Annotated in this window: 13 protein-coding genes and 3 pseudogenes; 5 read left to right on the top strand and 11 right to left on the bottom strand. The window is 74.5% G+C overall.

Annotated features, from left to right (window positions below):
* Positions 1–98 precede the first annotated feature (98 nt).
* Positions 99–695 carry a signal recognition particle-docking protein FtsY gene (ftsY, locus tag KPL57_RS72290; RefSeq protein WP_374203743.1) on the bottom strand — a complete coding sequence of 199 codons (597 nt, stop codon included), beginning with the start codon at positions 693–695 and terminating at the stop codon, positions 99–101.
* Positions 686–1,426 carry a signal recognition particle receptor subunit alpha gene (locus KPL57_RS72295; RefSeq protein ID WP_374203744.1) on the bottom strand — a complete coding sequence of 247 codons (741 nt, stop codon included), beginning with the start codon at positions 1,424–1,426 and terminating at the stop codon, positions 686–688. Before KPL57_RS72295 ends, ftsY begins: the two co-directional genes overlap by 10 nt.
* An 8-nt stretch (positions 1,427–1,434) precedes the next feature.
* Here KPL57_RS72295 and KPL57_RS72300 point away from each other — a divergent pair, with 8 nt between their 5' ends.
* Positions 1,435–1,674, top strand: a complete 240-nt coding sequence (locus KPL57_RS72300) for a hypothetical protein (protein WP_374203745.1) — start codon at positions 1,435–1,437, stop codon at positions 1,672–1,674.
* Positions 1,675–1,900: 226 nt separating this feature from the next.
* On the opposite strand, the gene smc is transcribed toward KPL57_RS72300, so the two are convergent.
* The 3 genes from smc to KPL57_RS18085 form a co-directional block, all read right to left on the bottom strand.
* Positions 1,901–5,506: a chromosome segregation protein SMC gene (gene smc, locus KPL57_RS18075; RefSeq protein WP_226352495.1), complete on the bottom strand. Its 3,606-nt coding sequence runs from the start codon at positions 5,504–5,506 to the stop codon at positions 1,901–1,903.
* A gap of 48 nt (positions 5,507–5,554) precedes the next feature.
* Positions 5,555–5,971 carry a VOC family protein gene (locus KPL57_RS18080; RefSeq protein ID WP_226352496.1) on the bottom strand — a complete coding sequence of 139 codons (417 nt, stop codon included), beginning with the start codon at positions 5,969–5,971 and terminating at the stop codon, positions 5,555–5,557.
* A gap of 77 nt (positions 5,972–6,048) precedes the next feature.
* Entirely contained in the window at positions 6,049–6,339 is a 291-nt protein-coding gene (locus KPL57_RS18085; protein WP_226352497.1) for an acylphosphatase, read from the bottom strand.
* Between the two features lie 21 nt (positions 6,340–6,360).
* Between KPL57_RS18085 and KPL57_RS18090 the strand changes: the two genes are divergently transcribed.
* Together KPL57_RS18090 and KPL57_RS18095 are read left to right on the top strand one after the other, a co-directional pair.
* Positions 6,361–7,167, top strand: a complete 807-nt coding sequence (locus tag KPL57_RS18090) for a CAP domain-containing protein (protein WP_226352498.1) — start codon at positions 6,361–6,363, stop codon at positions 7,165–7,167.
* A 14-nt stretch (positions 7,168–7,181) separates the two neighbouring features.
* Positions 7,182–8,091: pseudogene (locus tag KPL57_RS18095) on the top strand (IS5 family transposase); the annotation flags it as partial.
* Between the two features lie 17 nt (positions 8,092–8,108).
* Here the strand turns inward: KPL57_RS18095 and KPL57_RS18100 are convergent.
* The 6 genes and pseudogenes from KPL57_RS18100 to kdpF all read right to left on the bottom strand — a co-directional run bounded on the left by KPL57_RS18100 (position 8,109) and on the right by kdpF (position 15,834).
* Positions 8,109–8,810 (bottom strand): response regulator, encoded by a 702-nt coding sequence (locus tag KPL57_RS18100; RefSeq protein WP_043275999.1) that lies wholly within the window; start codon positions 8,808–8,810, stop codon positions 8,109–8,111.
* Entirely contained in the window at positions 8,807–11,296 is a 2,490-nt protein-coding gene (locus KPL57_RS18105) for a DUF4118 domain-containing protein (RefSeq protein ID WP_226352499.1), read from the bottom strand. The genes KPL57_RS18100 and KPL57_RS18105 overlap by 4 nt, the downstream gene beginning before the upstream one ends.
* Positions 11,297–11,319: 23 nt before the next feature.
* Positions 11,320–11,928: a potassium-transporting ATPase subunit C gene (locus tag KPL57_RS18110; protein ID WP_226352500.1), complete on the bottom strand. Its 609-nt coding sequence runs from the start codon at positions 11,926–11,928 to the stop codon at positions 11,320–11,322.
* Positions 11,928–14,015, bottom strand: a pseudogene (gene kdpB, locus KPL57_RS18115) (potassium-transporting ATPase subunit KdpB). Before kdpB ends, KPL57_RS18110 begins: the two are co-directional and overlap by 1 nt.
* A gap of 39 nt (positions 14,016–14,054) precedes the next feature.
* A pseudogene (gene kdpA / locus KPL57_RS18120) lies at positions 14,055–15,736 on the bottom strand (potassium-transporting ATPase subunit KdpA).
* Positions 15,736–15,834: a K(+)-transporting ATPase subunit F gene (gene kdpF, locus KPL57_RS18125; protein WP_020624320.1), complete on the bottom strand. Its 99-nt coding sequence runs from the start codon at positions 15,832–15,834 to the stop codon at positions 15,736–15,738. Before kdpF ends, kdpA begins: the two are co-directional and overlap by 1 nt.
* A 349-nt stretch (positions 15,835–16,183) precedes the next feature.
* On the opposite strand from kdpF, the gene KPL57_RS18130 reads away from it, so the two are divergent.
* Both KPL57_RS18130 and KPL57_RS18135 read left to right on the top strand, forming a co-directional pair.
* The gene (locus KPL57_RS18130) at positions 16,184–16,621 is read left to right on the top strand and encodes a hypothetical protein (RefSeq protein WP_226352501.1); all 438 of its coding nucleotides are present in this window, start codon (positions 16,184–16,186) and stop codon (positions 16,619–16,621) included.
* Positions 16,622–16,663: 42 nt separating this feature from the next.
* Positions 16,664–17,710, top strand: coding sequence for a magnesium and cobalt transport protein CorA (locus KPL57_RS18135; RefSeq protein ID WP_226352502.1), 1,047 nt, complete (start codon positions 16,664–16,666; stop codon positions 17,708–17,710).
* The last annotated feature ends 35 nt before the right edge of the window (positions 17,711–17,745 follow it).

Genomic DNA, 17,745 nt, shown 5'->3' on the forward strand with positions numbered 1-17,745 from the left:
CTCAACCGGATCCGGAGGACCGAAGGTCATCCGAATGGTCCGGTTCGTGACGTGGCGCACGGCGCGGGTCGTCCGGGAGGGCGACCCGCGCCACTACCTCAGTCGAGCAGTGCCTCGACGAACGCGGCGGGCTCGAACGGGGCCAGGTCGTCGGGGCCCTCACCGAGCCCGACGAGCTTGACCGGCACGCCCAGCTCGCGCTGGACGCGGAACACGATGCCGCCCTTGGCCGTGCCGTCGAGCTTGGTGAGCACCACCCCGGTGACGTCGACGACCTCGCCGAACACCCGGGCCTGGGTCAGCCCGTTCTGGCCGGTGGTGGCGTCGAGGACGAGCAGGACCTCGTCGACCCGGGCCTGCTTCTCGACGACGCGCTTGACCTTGCCGAGCTCGTCCATCAGCCCGGTCTTGGTGTGCAGCCGGCCGGCGGTGTCGAGCAGGACGGCGTCGACGCCGTCGTCGGTGCCGCGCGTGACGGCGTCGAAGGCGACCGAGGCCGGGTCGGCGCCCTCGGGCCCGCGGACGACGCCCGCCCCGGAGCGCTCACCCCAGGTGACGAGCTGCTCGGCGGCGGCGGCCCGGAAGGTGTCGGCCGCGCCCAGGGTCACCCGGTGCCCCCCGGCGACCAGCACCCGGGCCAGCTTGCCGGTGGTGGTGGTCTTGCCGGTGCCGTTGACCCCGACGATCAGCAGCACACCGCGGGGCGCCCGTCGTGCGGCAGGGCGTGCACGGAGCGGTCCTGGCCGGTGCCGAGGGCCTCGACGAGCACGTCACGCAGGGCGGCGCGGGCCTGCTCGGCGGTGCGGACACCACGGGTGGCGATCTGCTCGCGCAGCGCGTCGACGATCTCGGCGGTCGTCTCGGGCCCCAGGTCGGCCTGCAGCAGGGTGGCCTCGACGTCCTCCCACGACTCCTCGTCGAGGTCGCCGGCGCCGAGCAGGCCCAGAAGGCTCTGGCCGAGCCCGGAGCGCGACCGGGACAGCCTGCCGCGCAGCCGGCCGATCCGCCCTCGGCCGGGGCGATCTCCTCGGTGGGGGTGCCGGGGGCCTGCGTGTCCGGCGTCCCCGGGCGCGCGACCGGCTCGGTCGGCGCGGACGGCGCGGGGGGTGCTGCCGGCGGGGCGCGGCCTCCGGGCGGGCGACCGGCTGGGTGGGCGCGCTCGCCGCGGGTGCGTCGGCCCCGGCGGCCCCGGCGGTCCCGGCGGGGCCCTCGGGGCGGCGGAGCTGCCGGGTGGCCGGGTCCTTGCTGGCCTCGGCCGTGTCGATGACGCGGGCGTCCGGGGTGCCGGTGACGGTCCCGGTCTGCTCGGTCGGGACAGGCGGGCTGCTGGGCGGCGCGGTCGACGGGACCGGCGGTGCGGTGCTGACCGGGACGCCGCGGGGCGGCGTGCGGGCCTCGGTGGCGCCGTCGACGACGGGGGTGCCACCGGGCGGGGTGCGGACCTCGTCGGCGGTCGGCGCGTCGGCGGCCTCGGCGGGGGCCTCCGGGGCGGACGGGGTGGTGGTCGGTGTGGCGGCCGTCGGTGCGTCGGCGGCGGCGTCGGCGGGCGACGCCGGGGCGGACGGGGTGGCGGTCGGGGTGGCGGCGGTCGGTGCGTCGTCGCCGGGGGCGCGCGGCCGCTCGGGTGCGGTGGCCGTCCCGGAGGAGAAGGCGAACCCGCTCCCGGCCTGGTAGCCGCCGCCGGTGCGCGGTGGCTCGTCGGTACCGGTCCCGAGCTCGCGCTGCTGCTCGTCGGACCGCAGGCTGATGCGCCGTCGGCGGGCGATCACCAGCCCTGCGACGACGGCGATCAGCAACACCGCCACGACGATCGCGACGACGATCCAGAGGGTCTGCGTGGTCACGACGCCACCCTGCCACGCCCGGTCGACGCGCCGCGCAGGACGGGCCGGTCAGCAGGTCAGGAGGCGGGTCGCAGGCGCTGGGAGATGACCTGGGTGATGCCGTCGCCCCGCATGGAGACGCCGTAGAGGGCGTCGGCGACCTCCATCGTCGGCTTCTGGTGGGTGATGACGATGAGCTGGCTGGTCGTGCGCAGCTCCTCCATCAGCGAGATGAGCCGGCGCAGGTTGACGTCGTCGAGGGCCGCCTCGATCTCGTCGAGCACGTAGAACGGCGAGGGACGGGCGCGGAAGATCGCGACGAGCAGCGCCATCGCGGTGAGCGAGCGCTCGCCACCGGACAGCAGCGACAGCCGCTTGACCTTCTTGCCGGGCGGGCGGGCCTCGACCTCGATGCCGGTGGTGAGCATGTCGTCGGGGTCGGTGAGCACGAGCCGGCCGTCGCCACCGGGGAACAGCGTCGCGAACACGGTCTCGAACTCGGCGGCGACGTCGTGGTAGGCGGTGGTGAAGACCTCGAGGATCTTGTCGTCGACCTCGCGGACGACGGTGAGCAGGTCACGCCGGGTGTTCTTGAGGTCCTCGAGCTGGGTGGACAGGAACTTGTAGCGCTCCTCCAGCGCCGCGAACTCCTCCAGCGCGAGCGGGTTGACCTTGCCGAGCAGCGACAGGTCCTTCTCCGCTCGCTTGAGGCGGCGTTCCTGGGTGGGCCGGTCGAACGGGACCGGCGGCGGCGCGGACACCTGCTCGCCGCGCTCGCGGGCGGCCTCGTACTCGGCGGTCTCGTCGGCCGACGGCGGCACCGGGACCTCGGGCCCGTACTCGGCAACGAGGTCGTCGACGCCGATGCCGTGGTCGCCGAGGATCTTCTCGGTCAGCTGCTCCAGCCGCATCCGGGTCTGCTGGCGCACCATCTCGTCGCGGTGGACGGCGTCGGTGAGCTTCTCCAGCAGCGCGGTCAGCTTCGTGGTGGTGTCGCGTGCCTCGGCGTGCGCGCGCTCCCGTTCGGCGCGGGCTGCCTGGATCTCGTCGCGCTCCGCGGCCGCGGCGGCCAGCGAGCGTTCGATCCGCTCGGCGGCGACGTGCCCGGCGTCGACGACGAGGCGGGCGACCTCCGAGGCCCGCTCCCGTTCGGCGGCCGCGGCGGCGGCCCGGGACCGGGCGACGCGCTCGCCGTGCGCCTGGCGGCGCAGGGTCTCCGCGCGCCCGGCGATGGCGCGGGCCCGCTCCTCGGCCGTGCGCAGCGCGAGGCGGCACTCGACCTCCTCGGAGCGGACCTCCTCCACGCGCTCGGCGGCCTCGTCGCGCAGCTCGGTGTCGGGCTCGTCGTCGACCGGGGCATCGGAGGCCAGGGACAGCTGGTGCTCGGCGGCCTCCAGCTCGATCAGCGAGTCCGACCGCCGCCGCTCCACGGTGTCGCGGCGCTCGCGCAGCCGCTGGGCCTCGGCGCGGGCCGAGGTGACGACCTGTTCGAGCCGCCCGAGCTGGGCGGCGGCGGCCGCGCGGCGACGGTCGGCGTCGGCGACCGCGGCGCGGGCCGCGGCCAGGTCGGTGCCGCGGGCGGCCTCCTCGGCGCGGGCACCGTCGAGGGTGGGGCGCAGCGACTCCAGCTCGGCGTCGACGGCGTCGCGTGCGGCCAGCGCGTCGTCGACGGCGGCCTGCAGCTGCAGCGCGCCCTCCCCGGCGCCGGTGCCTCCGCGTGCGGCGTGTGCGGTGAGCAGGTCCCCTTCGGTCGTGACCGCGGTCAGCCCCGGCCGGGCCCCCACGGCGGTGGCCGCGGTGTCCAGACCGTCGACGACGACCACCCCGGCCAGCAGCTCACCCAGCGCCGGGGCGAGCGCGGGCGGTGCGGTGACCAGCGCGGCCGCCCAGCGCCCGGCGGGCGGGTCGCCATCGGGGACCGGGACCGGCACCCGCCCCGCGGAACGGTCGGCCCCGGCGGCCCCGGCGCCGACGAGCAGCGCGGCCCGGCCGGCGTCGCCACGGCGCAGGGACCGCAGCGCGTCGGCCGCAGACACCACGGAGGCGACGGCGACGCCCTCGGCGAGCTCGCCCAGCGCCGCGGCGACCGCGGCGCGGCCGGACGGCTCGACCTCGACGAGCTCGGCGACGGCGCCGAGCACGCCGTCGGCGCCGGAGTCCAGCAGGGCGCCGGTGCCGTCACGGCGGACCAGGCCGACCTGCAGGGCGTCGACCCGGGCCCGCCAGTGCGCGCGGCGCTGCTCGGCGTCGCGTTCGGCGGCGACCAGCTCGGCGACCCGCTCGGCAGCGCTGCGGTGCGCGGCCTCGGCCTGCTCGACCCGCGTGGCCAGCGCGTCGGTGTCGGCCGCGTCCCCGGAGACGCCGAGGGACTCCCGCGCGGTCTCCAGCTCGGCCTCGGCCTCGGCGGTGCGGGCGCCCGCCTCGGCGAGCGCCTCGGACAGCCGCTCGATCTCCTCGGCGGTCGCGGCGACGCCGGAGCGCAGCGCGTCGGCCTTCCCGGCGAGGGTGGCGATCCCGGCACGACGGTCGGCGATGGCGCGCACGGCGGCCAGGTGCTCGCGTTCGGCGGCGGCGAGGGTCCGCTCGCGCTCGGCCTTCTCGGTCACGACCTCGTCGAGCCGGCGCCGGGCCTCGGCGACGGCGGCGACCAGCTCCTCCTCCTGCTCGGCGATCGCGTCGGCCTCGGCCTCGGTCTCGTCCGGGTCCCGGCCGGGGGTGCGCCCGGCCTCGGCCGAGGAGGTGAGGTGGCGGACGCGTTCCTCGGCGAGGCGCACGGTGCCGCGCAGCCGCTCGGCCAGCGCGGAGAGCTGGTACCAGGTGTCCTGCGCGAGCTGCAGCCGCGGCGCGTCCGCGGCGAGCGTGGTCTCCAGCTCCTCCTGGCGCTCGCGGGCGACGTCGAGCTGCTCCTCGACCTCGGCGCGGCGACGCCGGGCCTGCTCCTGGGACGCCTCCTCGCGCTGGGTCTCCTCGGACAGGGTCACGTAGTCGTCGGCGGCCAGGCGGAGCCGCGCGGCGCGCAGCTCGGTCTGCACGGCCTGGGCGCGGCGGGCGATCTCGGCCTGCCGGCCCAGCGGCTTGAGCTGGCGGCGCAGCTCGGCGGTGAGGTCGGTGAGCCGGGTGAGGTTGGCCTGCATCGCGTCGAGCTTGCGGAGCGCCTTCTCCTTGCGCTTGCGGTGCTTGAGGACCCCGGCCGCCTCCTCGATGTAGGAGCGGCGGTCCTCCGGCTTGGACTGCAGCACCCCGTCGAGCTGGCCCTGCCCGACGATGACGTGCATCTCCCTGCCGATGCCGGAGTCGCTGAGCAGCTCCTGCACGTCGAGCAGCCGGGCACGGGAGCCGTTGATCTCGTACTCGCCGGCGCCGTCGCGGAACATCCGCCGGGTCACCGAGACCTCGGAGTAGTCGATCGGCAGGGCGCCGTCGGAGTTGTCGATGGTGAGGGTGACCTCGGCACGGCCCAGCGCCGCGCGGCCGGACGTGCCGGCGAAGATCACGTCCTCCATCTTGCCGCCGCGCAGCGCCTTGGCTCCCTGCTCGCCGAGCACCCAGCTGATCGCGTCGACGACGTTGGACTTGCCCGAGCCGTTCGGCCCGACGACGCAGGTGATCCCCGGTTCCAGGCGCAGCGTGGTGGCCGAGGCGAAGGACTTGAAGCCCTTCATCGTCAGCGTCTTCAGGTGCACGGGCGGGGATCTCCAGGTGCGCGGGGGCCCACAGGGTAGCGGGGGACCTCAGGCGGCCGGTGCCGAGGCGTTGACCAGCCAGCGGACCCCGAACCGGTCGGTGAGCTGGCCGAACTCGTCGCCCCACATCTGGTTCTCCATCGGGACGTCGACGACGCCGCCCTCGGCGAGCCCGGCGAAGAAGCCGCGCAGCTTCTCCGGTTCGTCGCCGGAGAGGCTGACCGAGATGCCCGAGGGTGCCCCGGTCGGGCGCTGCGGGTCACCGTCGGACGCCATCAGGGCGAACCCATCGGGGGTGCCGAGGTAGGAGTGCATCACGCCGTCCGGCGGCGGGACGGGACCCTCGGCCCCCATGTCACCGAAGGTCATGACCTGTAGCTCCCCGCCCAGCACGGACCGGTAGAACTCCATCGCCTCGCGCGCACGGCCGTCGAAGTGCAGGTACGGGTTCATCTGGACGGGCATCGGGACCTCCGGGGATCGGTGTCGGCAGCTTCGGTGTGGACACAGGTGTAGACCCCGGCACCGACAGAACTGAGCGGTCAGGCCTCGATGAACCCGGAGAATGCGCCGGACGGCTCAGCCCACTGCTCCGACACCGACGTCACCCGTCCCGGGGTGTCCCCGCCGCGCAGCAGCTCCAGCAGGCGCTCGCAGGAGGCGCGGTCACCCTCCGCGGTGACCGCGACCCGGCCGTCGGACAGGTTGCGGGCCTGGCCGACGAGGCCGAGCTCGAGCGCCCGCGACCGCGTCCACCAGCGGAAACCGACGCCCTGCACCTCCCCCTGGACCCATGCGATCAGCCGAACGGTCGAATCTGTGTTACCACTCACAGTGCTGATACGTTACCGGCCGTGACCCGACGACGCACACCGCGCGCCGCGAGCGCCGTGCTCGGCGGGGTGGGGGCCGGCGCCGTGCTGGCCATGGCCGCCCCGCTCGCCGCACCGGCGCTCACCGCGGCGGGCTGGACCGACGCCGAACGGGCCGGTGGACGGGCGTCCGACACCGTGCCCCTCCGGGCGGTCGGTGCCGCGTACGCGACGACGGCCCCGACCGGCACCGGTGCACGCCTCACGGTCGACGGCGCCCCCGTCGACGGCGACGCGCTCGTCCGCGGCGCGCTCGCCGCGGCCCCGGCCGCACCGGGCTCCTCCGTCCGCACCGCACTCGACGCGCTCGCCGCGCACGAGGCCGCGGCCACCGCGGCCGCCGCGAGGACGACCGGCCCCGCCGCCGGCCAGGCCCCCGCGACCCGCCCGGCGGCCCCGTCGGCGACAAGTGTCGTCGCGGGGCTGTCCGGTGAGCTCGCCCGGGTCGTCGCGCTGACCAACGCCGAGCGGGCCGCCGCGGGATGCGGTGCGCTGCGGGCCGACCCGCGGATCAGCGCGGCCGCCCAGGGCCACAGCGAGGACATGGCGGCCCAGGGCTACTTCGCCCACGACAGCCGCGACGGGCGCGACTTCGCCGACCGCATCACCGCGGCGGGCTACGCCTCCCCCGGCGCGGAGAACATCGCGATGGGACAGCCGGACGCGGCGACCGTGGTCGCGGACTGGATGGAGTCCCCCGGGCACCGGAAGAACATCCTCGACTGCTCGCTGACCACGATCGGCGTCGGGCTGGCCGACGGCTACTGGACCCAGGACTTCGGCCGCTGAGAGCGTGTTTGGAAATGGTGGGTGTGTCGGGATGGTCGACACGGCTGGGGTGCTCCATCGTGGTCGGCATGCAGGAACGACCGCGCCGGTACCCCTCGGACACCAGTGATGCCCAGTGGGTGGTGATCGAGCCGTTGTTACCGCCGCTCGCGCGGCGGGGGCGGCCTGTTGCTCATGCTCGTCGGGACGTGCTGGACGCGATCTTGTATGTCGTGCGGACCGGGTGTGCCTGGCGGGCGTTGCCGGTGGACTTCCCGCCCTGGCAGACCGTCTACTGGTACTTCAACCAGTGGGAACAGCAGAAGGTCACCGAGAAGATCCTCCCGGTCGTGCGGGGGCAGTTACGTATCGCCGAGGGCCGTGATCCGGAGCCGAGTGCGGGGATCATCGATTCCCAGTCGGTCAAGGGCGCCGACACCGTCGGCCAGGACTCCCGCGGCTACGACGCCGGGAAGAAGACAGGCGGACGGAAACGGTTCATCGTGACCGACACCCTCGGTCTGCTGCTGACCACGATGGTGTGCTCGGCCTCGGTACAGGACCGCGACGGCGCCAAGCCGATCCTGCTCAACCTCTACCTGCGCACCAGGGTGCGGTTCGTCTACGCCGACGCCGGCTTCGCCGGGCGACTGCTCGACTGGGCCGCCACGATCCTGCAGACAACGATCGAGATCATCCGCAAGCCACCCGAGCAGCGCGGATTCACCGTCCTCCCACGAAGGTGGGTGGTCGAACGGACCCTGGCCTGGCTCACCGCACACCGACGCCTGGCCCGAGACTACGAACGCCACCCCACCACATCCGAAGCCATGATCCGCTGGGCCGCGATCAACACCATCACCCGCCGCATCGCCCGTGGATACCCCGCCACCCGCCAGCAGAAACACACGACACCCTCAACCCACTAGAATTTCCAAACACGCTCTGAGGGACACCCCGCCTCAGCCGTCGAACCGGTACCCCATCCCCGCCTCGGTGATCAGGTACTTCGGCCGCGACGGCACCGGCTCCAGCTTGCGCCGCAGCTGGGCGAGGTAGACCCGCAGGTAGTGGGTCTCGGTGCCGTACTGCGGCCCCCAGACCTCGCGCAGCAGCCGCTTCTGCTCGACGAGCTTCCCGCGGTGGCGCACCAGCAGCTCCAGGATCCCCCATTCGGTCGGGGTCAGGTGCACCTCGGCGCCGTCGGCGCGCACGACCGTCTTGGCCGCCAGGTCGACGGTGAAGTCCGCGGTGGTCACCACGGCCTCGCCGTCGACGGACGACACCGCGGCGCGGCGCACGGCGGCCCGCAGCCGGGCCAGCAGCTCGGCCATCCCGAACGGCTTGGTGACGTAGTCGTCGGCGCCGGCGTCGAGCGCCCGCACCTTGTCGGTGGAGTCGGTGCGCGCGGACAGCACGATCACCGGCACCGTGCTCCAGCCGCGCAGCCCCTCGACGACCTCGGTGCCGTCGAGGTCGGGCAGCCCCAGGTCGAGCACGACGACGTCCGGGTGCCCGTCCGCGGCCACCCGCAGCGCCGCCGAGCCGTCCGCGGCGACGAGCACCGTGTAGCCGTGCGCGGTGAGGTTGATCCGCAGGGCCCGCAGGATCTGCGGGTCGTCGTCGACGACCAGCACCCGCACCCCGTTCCCGCCCCCGCTCATCGGGCCGCCCCCACCGGTGCGGCGGGCAGCGAGATGACCACGGTGAGACCGCCGCCCGGGGTGTCCTCCGCGGTCAGCTCGCCGCCCATCACCACGGTCAGCCCCTGCGCCACGGACAGGCCCAGGCCGAGCCCGGACGTCGCGTCGCGGTCACCGAGGCGCTGGAAGGCGGCGAACAGCGCGTCGCGTTCGCGCGGGGCGACACCGCGGCCCCGGTCGACGACGCGCAGCTCGACCCGGTCGGAGTAGGCGCTGGCGCGCAGGACCACCTCCGTCCCGCCGTGCCGCAGCGCGTTGTCGACGACGTTGGCGACCACCCGGTCGAGCAGGCCCGCGTCGGCGAGCACGTCGGGCAGGTCCTCGTCGATCTCGACCCTGACCCGGTCGGCGCCCTCCAGGCCGAGCAGCGCGGTGGCGGCCACCTCGTCGTAGCCGACCGGGGCGAGCAGCGGGGTCACCGCGCCCGCGGCGAGCCGGGAGGAGTCGAGCAGGTTGTCCACCAGGCCGGTGAGCCGGTCCGCGGACTCCTCGACGGTCGCCAGCAGCTCGGCGCGGTCGTCGGGCCCGAGCGGGAGGTGCTCGTCGCGCAGGCTGCCCGCGGCGGCCTTGATCGAGGTCAGCGGGCTGCGCAGGTCGTGTCCGACGGCGGAGAGCAGCGCTCCCCGGGTCTCGTTCGCGGCCGCGCGGCGCTCGGCGTCGGCGGCGCCCGCCTCGGCACGCTGCCCGCGCAGCGCCAGCAGCGCCTGCCCGCCGACGACCTCCAGCAGCCTGCGGTCGGCGTCGGGCAGGGCCCGGCCGGTCCCGACCAGGTGCAGACCCTCGTCGACGACGACGTCCACGTCGGCCTTCTCCGGCCGGTCGCACGCCCCGGCGTCGCCGGTGCACGCCACCCGGCGCCACACCCGGTCCTCGCCCTGCTCGAGCAGGGCCACCGACTGCAGCGCCCAGGTCTCGCGGACCCGGTCCAGCAGCCGCGGCAGCGGGTCGGACCGGGTCAGCACGGTCCGCGCGAACGACGCCAGCAGCGCCGCCTCGGCCCTGGCCCGCACCGCCTGCTCCGCGCGCCGGGCCGCCCGGTCGACGACGAGCGCCACCAGCACCCCCACCAGCAGCATCGTGGACACGGTGATGACGTTGCCGGGGTTGGCGATCGCGAGCGAGTACAGCGGCGGGGACAGGAAGAAGTTCAGCAGCAGCCCTCCGAGCAGCGCCGGACCGAGCCCGCCCGCCAGCGCGGCGAGCACGGTCGCGAGGAAGTAGAGGACGACGTCGGTGGACAGGTCCACCCAGTCGGTCAGCGCGATCCCGATCACGGTCGCCGCCGCGGGGGCGAGCACGGCGGTCGCCCAGCCGAGCGCCTGGCGCCCCGCCGGCAGCCCGTTGCGCAGCCTCGGCAGCCGCAGGGCCCGCCCGGCGGCGGAGTGGGTGACCATGTGCACGTCGATCGGTCCGGACTCCTGCACCACCCGCGCCCCGATGCCGGGGTCGAACACCCGGGCCAGCCGGGAGCGCCGGGAGGTGCCCAGCACCAGCTGGGTGGCGTTGGCCCCGCGGGCGAAGTCGAGCAGGGCGTCGTCGACGGACTCCCCGACGACGGTGTGGAAGCTCGCGCCGACCCCCTCGGCCATCCGCCGGACCCGGTCCGCGGCCCCGACACCGGTGGCGGCGAGGCCGTCGCCGCGCAGCACGTGCACCGCCATCAGGTCGGCGCCGCCGGAGCGTTTCGCGATCCGCGCTGCGCGGCGCAGCACGGTCTCGGACTCCCGGCCGCCGGTCAGCGCGACCACCACCCGCTCGCGGGTCTCCCACACGTCGGACACCTGCTGCTCGGTGCGGTAGCGGCGCAGCACCACGTCCACCTCGTCGGCGATCCACAGCAGCGCGAGCTCCCGCAGCGCGACGAGGTTGGGGACCCGGAAGTAGTGCGCCAGGGCGGCGTCGACGCGTTCGGGCGGGTAGACGTTGCCGTGCGCGAGCCTGCGGCGCAGCGCCTCCGGGGTGATGTCGACGATCTCGATCTGCTCGGCGCGGCGCACCACCTCGTCGGGGACGGTCTCCTGCTGGCGGGCCCCGGTGATGGTCTCGACGACGTCGCCGAGGGACTCCAGGTGCTGCACGTTGACCGTGGAGATCACGTCGATGCCGGCATCGAGCAGCTCCTCGACGTCCTGCCAGCGCTTGGCGTTGCGCGAGCCGGGCGCGTTGGTGTGGGCGAGCTCGTCGACCAGAGCGACCTGGGGGCGGCGGGCCAGCACCGCGTCGACGTCCATCTCGTGCAGCTCGGTGCCGCCGTGCAGGACGGTGCGCCGCGGCACCACCTCCAGTCCCTCGAGCAGCCCGGCGGTGCGCTCGCGGCCGTGGGTCTCGACGACGCCGACGACCACGTCGGCACCGCGGCCGACCCGCCGGTGGGCCTCGCCGAGCATGGCGAAGGTCTTCCCGACCCCGGGTGCAGCACCGAGATGGATGCGCAGTTCTCCCCTCACCCGGCCATTGTGGTCCCGCCCCACTACCGCGCGTCCCGCACGGACAGGTTGAGTTCGGTGACGTTCACCCTGGGCTCGCCGAGGAAGCCGAGGGTGCGGCCGCTGGTCGCGTCGGCGACCAGCTGTTCCACCCGGTCGAGCGACAGCCCGGTGACCCGGGCGACCCGCGGTGCCTGGAGCGCGGCGTAGGCCGGGCTGATGTCGGGGTCGAGCCCGGAGGCGGACGCGGTCACCGCGTCGGTGGGGACGGCGGCGGGCGCGACACCCTCCCGGGCGGCGATCACCGCGCGGCGCTGCTGCACCGTCTCCAGCAGCCCGGTGTCGAAGCCGCCCTTGTTGGACGCCCCGGAGGTCGTGGTGTCGGCCGGGCCGAGACCCAGGTCGGCCTCCGCGGTCGCCGAGGGCCGGGTGTGGAAGTACGGGTCGGCGGCCGGGTCGGCGGCGACCGGGTCGATCCCGATGAGCGACGAGCCGGTCCCGCCCGGCAGCACCGAGCCCTCCGCGGCGGTGGACAGCCCGGGGATCCGGGCGACCCCCCAGATCGCGAGCGGGTACACGATGCCGCACAGCACGGTCATGACGAGGAGCACGCGCAGACCGGTCGCGGTCTGGCGGCGCAGGGTGGTGAGCATCAGATCCCCGGGACGAAGCGGACGAGCAGGTCGATGAGGAAGATCCCGACGAACGGGGTGACGACCCCGCCGAGGCCGTAGATCAGCAGGTTCCGCCGCAGCAGCGACGCCGCCGACGACGGCCGGTACCGCACCCCGCGCAGCGCCAGCGGGATCAGCGCGACGATGACGAGCGCGTTGAAGATCACCGCGGACAGGATCGCGGACTCCGGCGTCGCCAGGCCCATCACGTTGAGCAGTCCGAGCGACGGGTACAGCGCGACGAACATCGCCGGCAGGATCGCGAAGTACTTCGCGAGGTCGTTGGCGACGGAGAACGTCGTCAGCGCGCCGCGGGTGATCAGCAGCTGCTTGCCGATCTCGACGATCTCGATGAGCTTGGTCGGGTCGGAGTCCAGGTCCACCATGTTCCCCGCCTCCTTGGCGGCGGAGGTTCCGGTGTTCATGGCGACGCCGACGTCGGCCTGGGCGAGCGCGGGCGCGTCGTTGGTGCCGTCACCGGTCATCGCGACGAGCCGGCCCCCCTCCTGCTCGCGGCGGATGTAGGCGAGCTTGTCCTCCGGGGTGGCCTCGGCGATGTGGTCGTCGACGCCGGCCTGCGCGGCGATCGCGGCCGCGGTGCGCGGGTTGTCGCCGGTGACCATGACGGTGCGGATGCCCATCGCGCGCAGCTCGGCGAACCGTTCGGACATGCCGGGTTTCACGACGTCGGACAGCTCGATGACGCCGAGCACCCGCCCGTCGGTGCCGGTCGGCCCGGAGGCCCTGGCGACGACCAGCGGGGTGCCGCCGCCGTCGGAGATGGTCTCCACCAGCCGGTCCACCTCGGCCCGGTCGCCCGCGTGGGCCCAGTCGAGGACCGCGGCCGCGGCGCCCTTGCGCACAACGCCGCCGGACAGGTCGATGCCCGACATCCGGGTCTGGGCGGTGAAGGGCACGAACTCGGCGACGGCCTCGGTCGCGTCGGCCTCGGGGGGCAGGCCGTGCTCGGCGGCGCAGAGCTCGACGATGCTGCGTCCCTCGGGGGTCTGGTCGGCGAGGCTGGACAGCCGCGCCGAGCGGGCCAGCTCGTCGAGGTCGGTGCCGCCGACCGGGTGCAGCGCGGTGGCGCGCCGGTTGCCGAAGGTGATGGTGCCGGTCTTGTCGAGCAGCAGGGTGTCGACGTCGCCCGCGGCCTCGACGGCGCGCCCGGAGGTGGCGAGCACGTTGCGCTGCACCAGCCGGTCCATCCCGGCGATGCCGATCGCCGACAGCAACGCGCCGATGGTGGTCGGGATGAGGCAGACCAGCAGCGCGGTGAGCACCAGCAGCGGCACCTGGGTGCCGGCGTAGGCGCTCATCGGCGCGATCGCGACGACGGCGAGCAGGAAGATGATCGTCAGCGCGAGAGCAGGATGGTCAGCGCGATCTCGTTGGGGGTCTTCTGCCGGGCGGCGCCCTCGACCAGGGCGATCATCCGGTCGACGAAGGACTCCCCCGGCTTCGTCGTGATCCGCACGACGATCCGGTCCGACAGCACGGTGGTGCCGCCGGTGACGGCGCAGCGGTCGCCGCCCGCCTCCGGATGACCGGTGCGGACTCGCCGGTGATGGCGGACTCGTCGACCGAGGCGATGCCGTGGACGACGTCGCCGTCACCGGGGATCGTCTCCCCCGCCTCGACGACGACCAGGTCGCCGAGCGTCAGCGTGGCGCCGGGCACCTGCTCCTCGGCCGCGGCCGGGTCGGCCGGGTCGGTGCCCAGCAGGCGGCGGGCGACGGTGTCGCGCTGGGTGGCGCGCAGCGACGCGGCCTGGCCTTGCCCCGTCCCTCGGCGACGGCCTCGGCGAGGTTGGCGAACAGCACGGTGAACCAGAGCCACACCGCGACGAGCACCGCGAATACGCTCGGGTCGGCGACGGCGAGCACCGTGACCAGCACGGACCCGACCCAGACGACGAACATGACCGGGTTGCGGGCCTGCACGCGCGGGTCGAGCTTGCGCAGTGCCTCGGGCAGGGCGGCCAGGAGCTGGCGCGGCGCGAACGCCCCGGCGGCGACAGGCGCCGCGCTCTGCGGCGCCGCCTGCGGCTCGGTCGTCACGGACACGGATTCCTCCGACTCGGCACGGTGGTGGTGGTGGGGCGGTCACGACAGGGCCTCGGCGATCGGGCCGAGCGCGAGCGCCGGGAAGAAGGTCAGCGCCGACACCAGCAGCACGGTGCCGCCGACCAGGCCGGCGAACAGCGGCCCGTCGGTCGGGAGGGTCCCGGCACCGGCCGGGACGCGGCGCTGGCGGGCCAGCGAGCCGGCGAGCGCCAGCACCGCCAGCATCGGCACGAACCGTCCGAAGAGCATGGCCAGCCCCAGACCGGCCTGGAAGAAGTCGCTGGTCGCGGTGAGCCCGCCGAATGCGGAGCCGTTGTTGTTGGCCGCGGAGGCCCAGGCGTAGAGGACCTCGGAGAAGCCGTGCGCCCCCGAGTTGCCCAGCGCGGCGGCGGTGCCCGGCAGCGCGATGGCCAGGCCCGCGCCGATGAGGACGAACGCCGGCATGACCAGGATCGACACGGCGGCGTAGGTGATCTCGCGCCGGCCGAGCTTCTTGCCCAGGTACTCCGGGGTGCGCCCGACCATCAGCCGGCCAGGAACACCGCGATGACCGCGAGGACCAGCAGGCCGTAGAGCCCGGAGCCGACGCCGACGGGTGCGACCTCGCCGAGCAGCATGTTCAGCAGCGCGACGCCACCGCCCGCGCCGGTGAGGCTGTCGTGGGTGGAGTTCACCGCGCCGGTGGACGTGCCCGTGGTGGACACGACGAACAGTGCGGAGCCGGGGATGCCGAACCGCACCTCCTTGCCCTCCATCGCCCCGCCCGCGGCGAGCGCGGCCGGGCCGTTGGGGTGCAGCTCGGCCAGCCAAGTCGCGGCGAGGAACAGCGCCCACAGCCCGCCCATGACCGACAGCAGCACGACGCCCTGGCGGACCCGTCCGACCAGCACGCCGAACGTGCGGGTCAGCGCGACCGGGATCACGAGCATCAGGAAGATCTCGAGCAGGTTCGACAGCGGGCTCGGGTTCTCGAAGGGGTGCGCGGAGTTGGCGTTGAGGATGCCGCCGCCGTTGGTGCCGAGCTCCTTGACCGCCTCCTGCGAGGCGGCCGGGGCGAGCGCCAGGGTGTGGGTGCTGCCGTCGACCGTCGTCACGTCGACGCCCGATCGCAGCGACTGCACCACCCCGGTGGCGACGAGCACGACCGCGGCGACGGCGGCGAGCGGCAGCAGGATCCGGACGACGCCGCGGGTCAGGTCGACCCAGAAGTTCCCGATCCGGCCCCCCTCGTCGTCGCCGGTCGCGCCGTGGGCCACGAAACCGCGGACCAGCGCGATCGCGACCGCCATGCCGACGGCGGCGGACACGACGTTCTGCACGGTCAGCCCGGCCATCTGCACGGTGTGGCCGAGCACCTGCTCGGGCACGTAGGACTGCCAGTTCGTGTTGGTCACGAACGACACCGCGGTGTTGAACGCCATCGCCGGGGACACCGAGGCGGCGCCGTCGGTGCCGCGGCCGAAGCCGAGCGGGAGGAAGGCCTGCAGCCGCTGCATCAGGTACAGCAGCACGATCGAGACGAACGAGAAGCCCAGCACGCCCGCGGCGTAGGTCGTCCAGCGCTGCGTGGACGTGGCGTCGATGCGGCAGATCCGGTAGACGAGCCGCTCGATCCGCCAGTGCCGGGTGTCGGTGTAGACCCGCGCCATCCAGTCGCCCAGCGGCTTCCAGGTCACGGCGAGCAGCGCCACCAGCGCCGCCGCCTGCGCGAGCCCGGCCATCAGAACCGCTCCGGGCGGAGCAGCGCGATGACCAGGTACACCAGCAGGCCCAGGGCGAGCAGGCCCCCGGCCGCGTTCTCGACGACGGTCGCGATCACAGCTTCTCCATCCCGCGCAGGGTGAGCGCGAGGACGGCGAAGGACGCCACCAGCAACGCGATGTAGGCCAGGTCGGCCACGGGACTCTCCTCGGTCGTGCTCACCCGCCGGGGATCTCCGGCGGGCCGCCGGGGATCGTGCGCCGAACGAGGTCCCCCCGGACCGGTCGATGACGGCGGATTGACGCCCACCGGCTCCCGCGTTGACGCGTTCTTGACGCCCGGTGGTGGCCATCACGTCCCCCGGACGGGCGGTCGGTCTCAGGAACCCGTCAACACACGCGTGTGACGACGCCAACACCGCGTCAGGAGCCCGGCCGGCGGCCCACCGGGGGCGCACGCTCCCGCGCATGCTGCAGCGCCGCCCCGCCCGTCCGGTCCCGCCGCCGCCCCTGACCGGGGGCGCCGGCTTCGTCGCGGGGATCGCCGCCGGTGTCGCCGCGGGCCTGACCGGCGGCGTCGCGGCCCTCGCCGGTGCGGGGCCTGGCGGCTCCGCCGCGGCCGCGGTCGTGGTCGCCGGGGTGGGAACCGTGCTCCTGGCCGCCGCGACGACGGCGGTGGGCGCACTCGCCGTCGCCGTGGTCTGCTGGGGGTTCAGCGACGGCTTCGGCCTGCGCCACCTGGCCGAGCTGCACCTCGCGGGCCCGGACCTGTGGCTGCTGGCGGTGCTGCTCGGGGCCGCGCTGCTCACCCGTGCCGCGACGGTCGCACCGTCGGCGGTGGCGCGTCGGCGGCCCGCTCGTCGTCGCACGGTTGCGGACCGCACCGCTGGATACCCTTCCCGGTGACGGCCGGGGCGCTCCCCGGCCGGGACCGGAGGAGGCCCACGCATGTCCGTGATCGACAACGCGGTCTACGTCGACGGCAAGCGCGCCGCGGCGCCGGAGTCCGTCGACAGCGCGGTCGAGGTGATGCAGGGCTGCCGCGCCGACCACGGCGAGGGGGCCACGGCGTTCTGCTGGATCGGGATGCTGCGCCCGGACGTCGAGGAGCTCCACCAGGTCGCGGACGAGTTCGACCTCCACTCGCTCGCGATCGAGGACACCGTCAACGCCCACCAGCGCCCGAAGCTGGAGCGCTACGGCCGCACCGAGTTCGTGGTGCTGCGCCCCGCCCGCTACGTCGACGCCGACGAGGTCGTGGAGATCGGCGAGGTCCACCTGTTCCTCGGACCCGACTTCGTGATCACCGTGCGGCACGCCGTCGAGCCGCAGCTCAGCGAGGTCCGCGACCGGCTGGAGAACGACCCCGAGCTGCTCGCGCACGGCCCGATGGCGGTGCTCTACGCGGTGCTCGACCGGGTCGTCGACGACTACTTCCCCGTCCTCGACGGCCTGCAGGACGACATCGACGGGATCGAGGAGGAGGTGTTCCGCGGCGACCCGAACGTGTCGCGGCGCATCTACCAGCTGACCCGGCAGGTCATCGCGTTCCAGCGGGCCGTCGAGCCGCTGCAGGAGATCTTCATCGAGCTGCGGGCCCGGTTCGCCAAGTCCGGCGACGCCCCGGACCTGGAGCTGCGCCGCGCGATGCGCGACGTGATCGACCACGCGACCCGGGTCCGGGAGCGCGTCGAGGGTTTCCGGGACCTGCTCGGCAACATCCTCACCGTCAACTCGACGCTCGTCGCGCAGCGCCAGAACGAGGAGATGACCCGGCTCACCGAGGCGGGCTACGCGCAGAACGAGCAGATGAAGCGGGTGTCGTCGTGGGCGGCGATCCTGTTCGCGCCGACCCTGATCGCCGGCATCTACGGCATGAACTTCGACGAGATGCCGGAGCTGCACTGGGCCCTGGGCTACCCGATGGCCATCGGGCTGATGCTGCTGCTCGGCCTCGTGCTGTACGTGGCGTTCAAGCACAACGACTGGCTGTGAGGGCCGGGCGCCCACCCCCCGTGGGCGCCCGGCCC

This window comes from Pseudonocardia sp. ICBG601 (assembly GCF_020496245.1).

What these genes read in the sequence shown, in the direction of transcription:
- KPL57_RS18080 (WP_226352496.1), bottom strand. Translation starts at nt 5,971, where the DNA reads ATGCCCGTCCAGATGAACCCGTACCTGCACTTCGACGGCCGTGCGCGC.
- KPL57_RS18130 (WP_226352501.1), top strand. Translation starts at nt 16,184, where the DNA reads ATGCTGCAGCGCCGCCCCGCCCGTCCGGTCCCGCCGCCGCCCCTGACC.
- KPL57_RS18100 (WP_043275999.1), bottom strand. Translation starts at nt 8,810, where the DNA reads ATGAGCGGGGGCGGGAACGGGGTGCGGGTGCTGGTCGTCGACGACGAC.
- KPL57_RS18110 (WP_226352500.1), bottom strand. Translation starts at nt 11,928, where the DNA reads ATGCTCACCACCCTGCGCCGCCAGACCGCGACCGGTCTGCGCGTGCTC.
- KPL57_RS18135 (WP_226352502.1), top strand. Translation starts at nt 16,664, where the DNA reads ATGTCCGTGATCGACAACGCGGTCTACGTCGACGGCAAGCGCGCCGCG.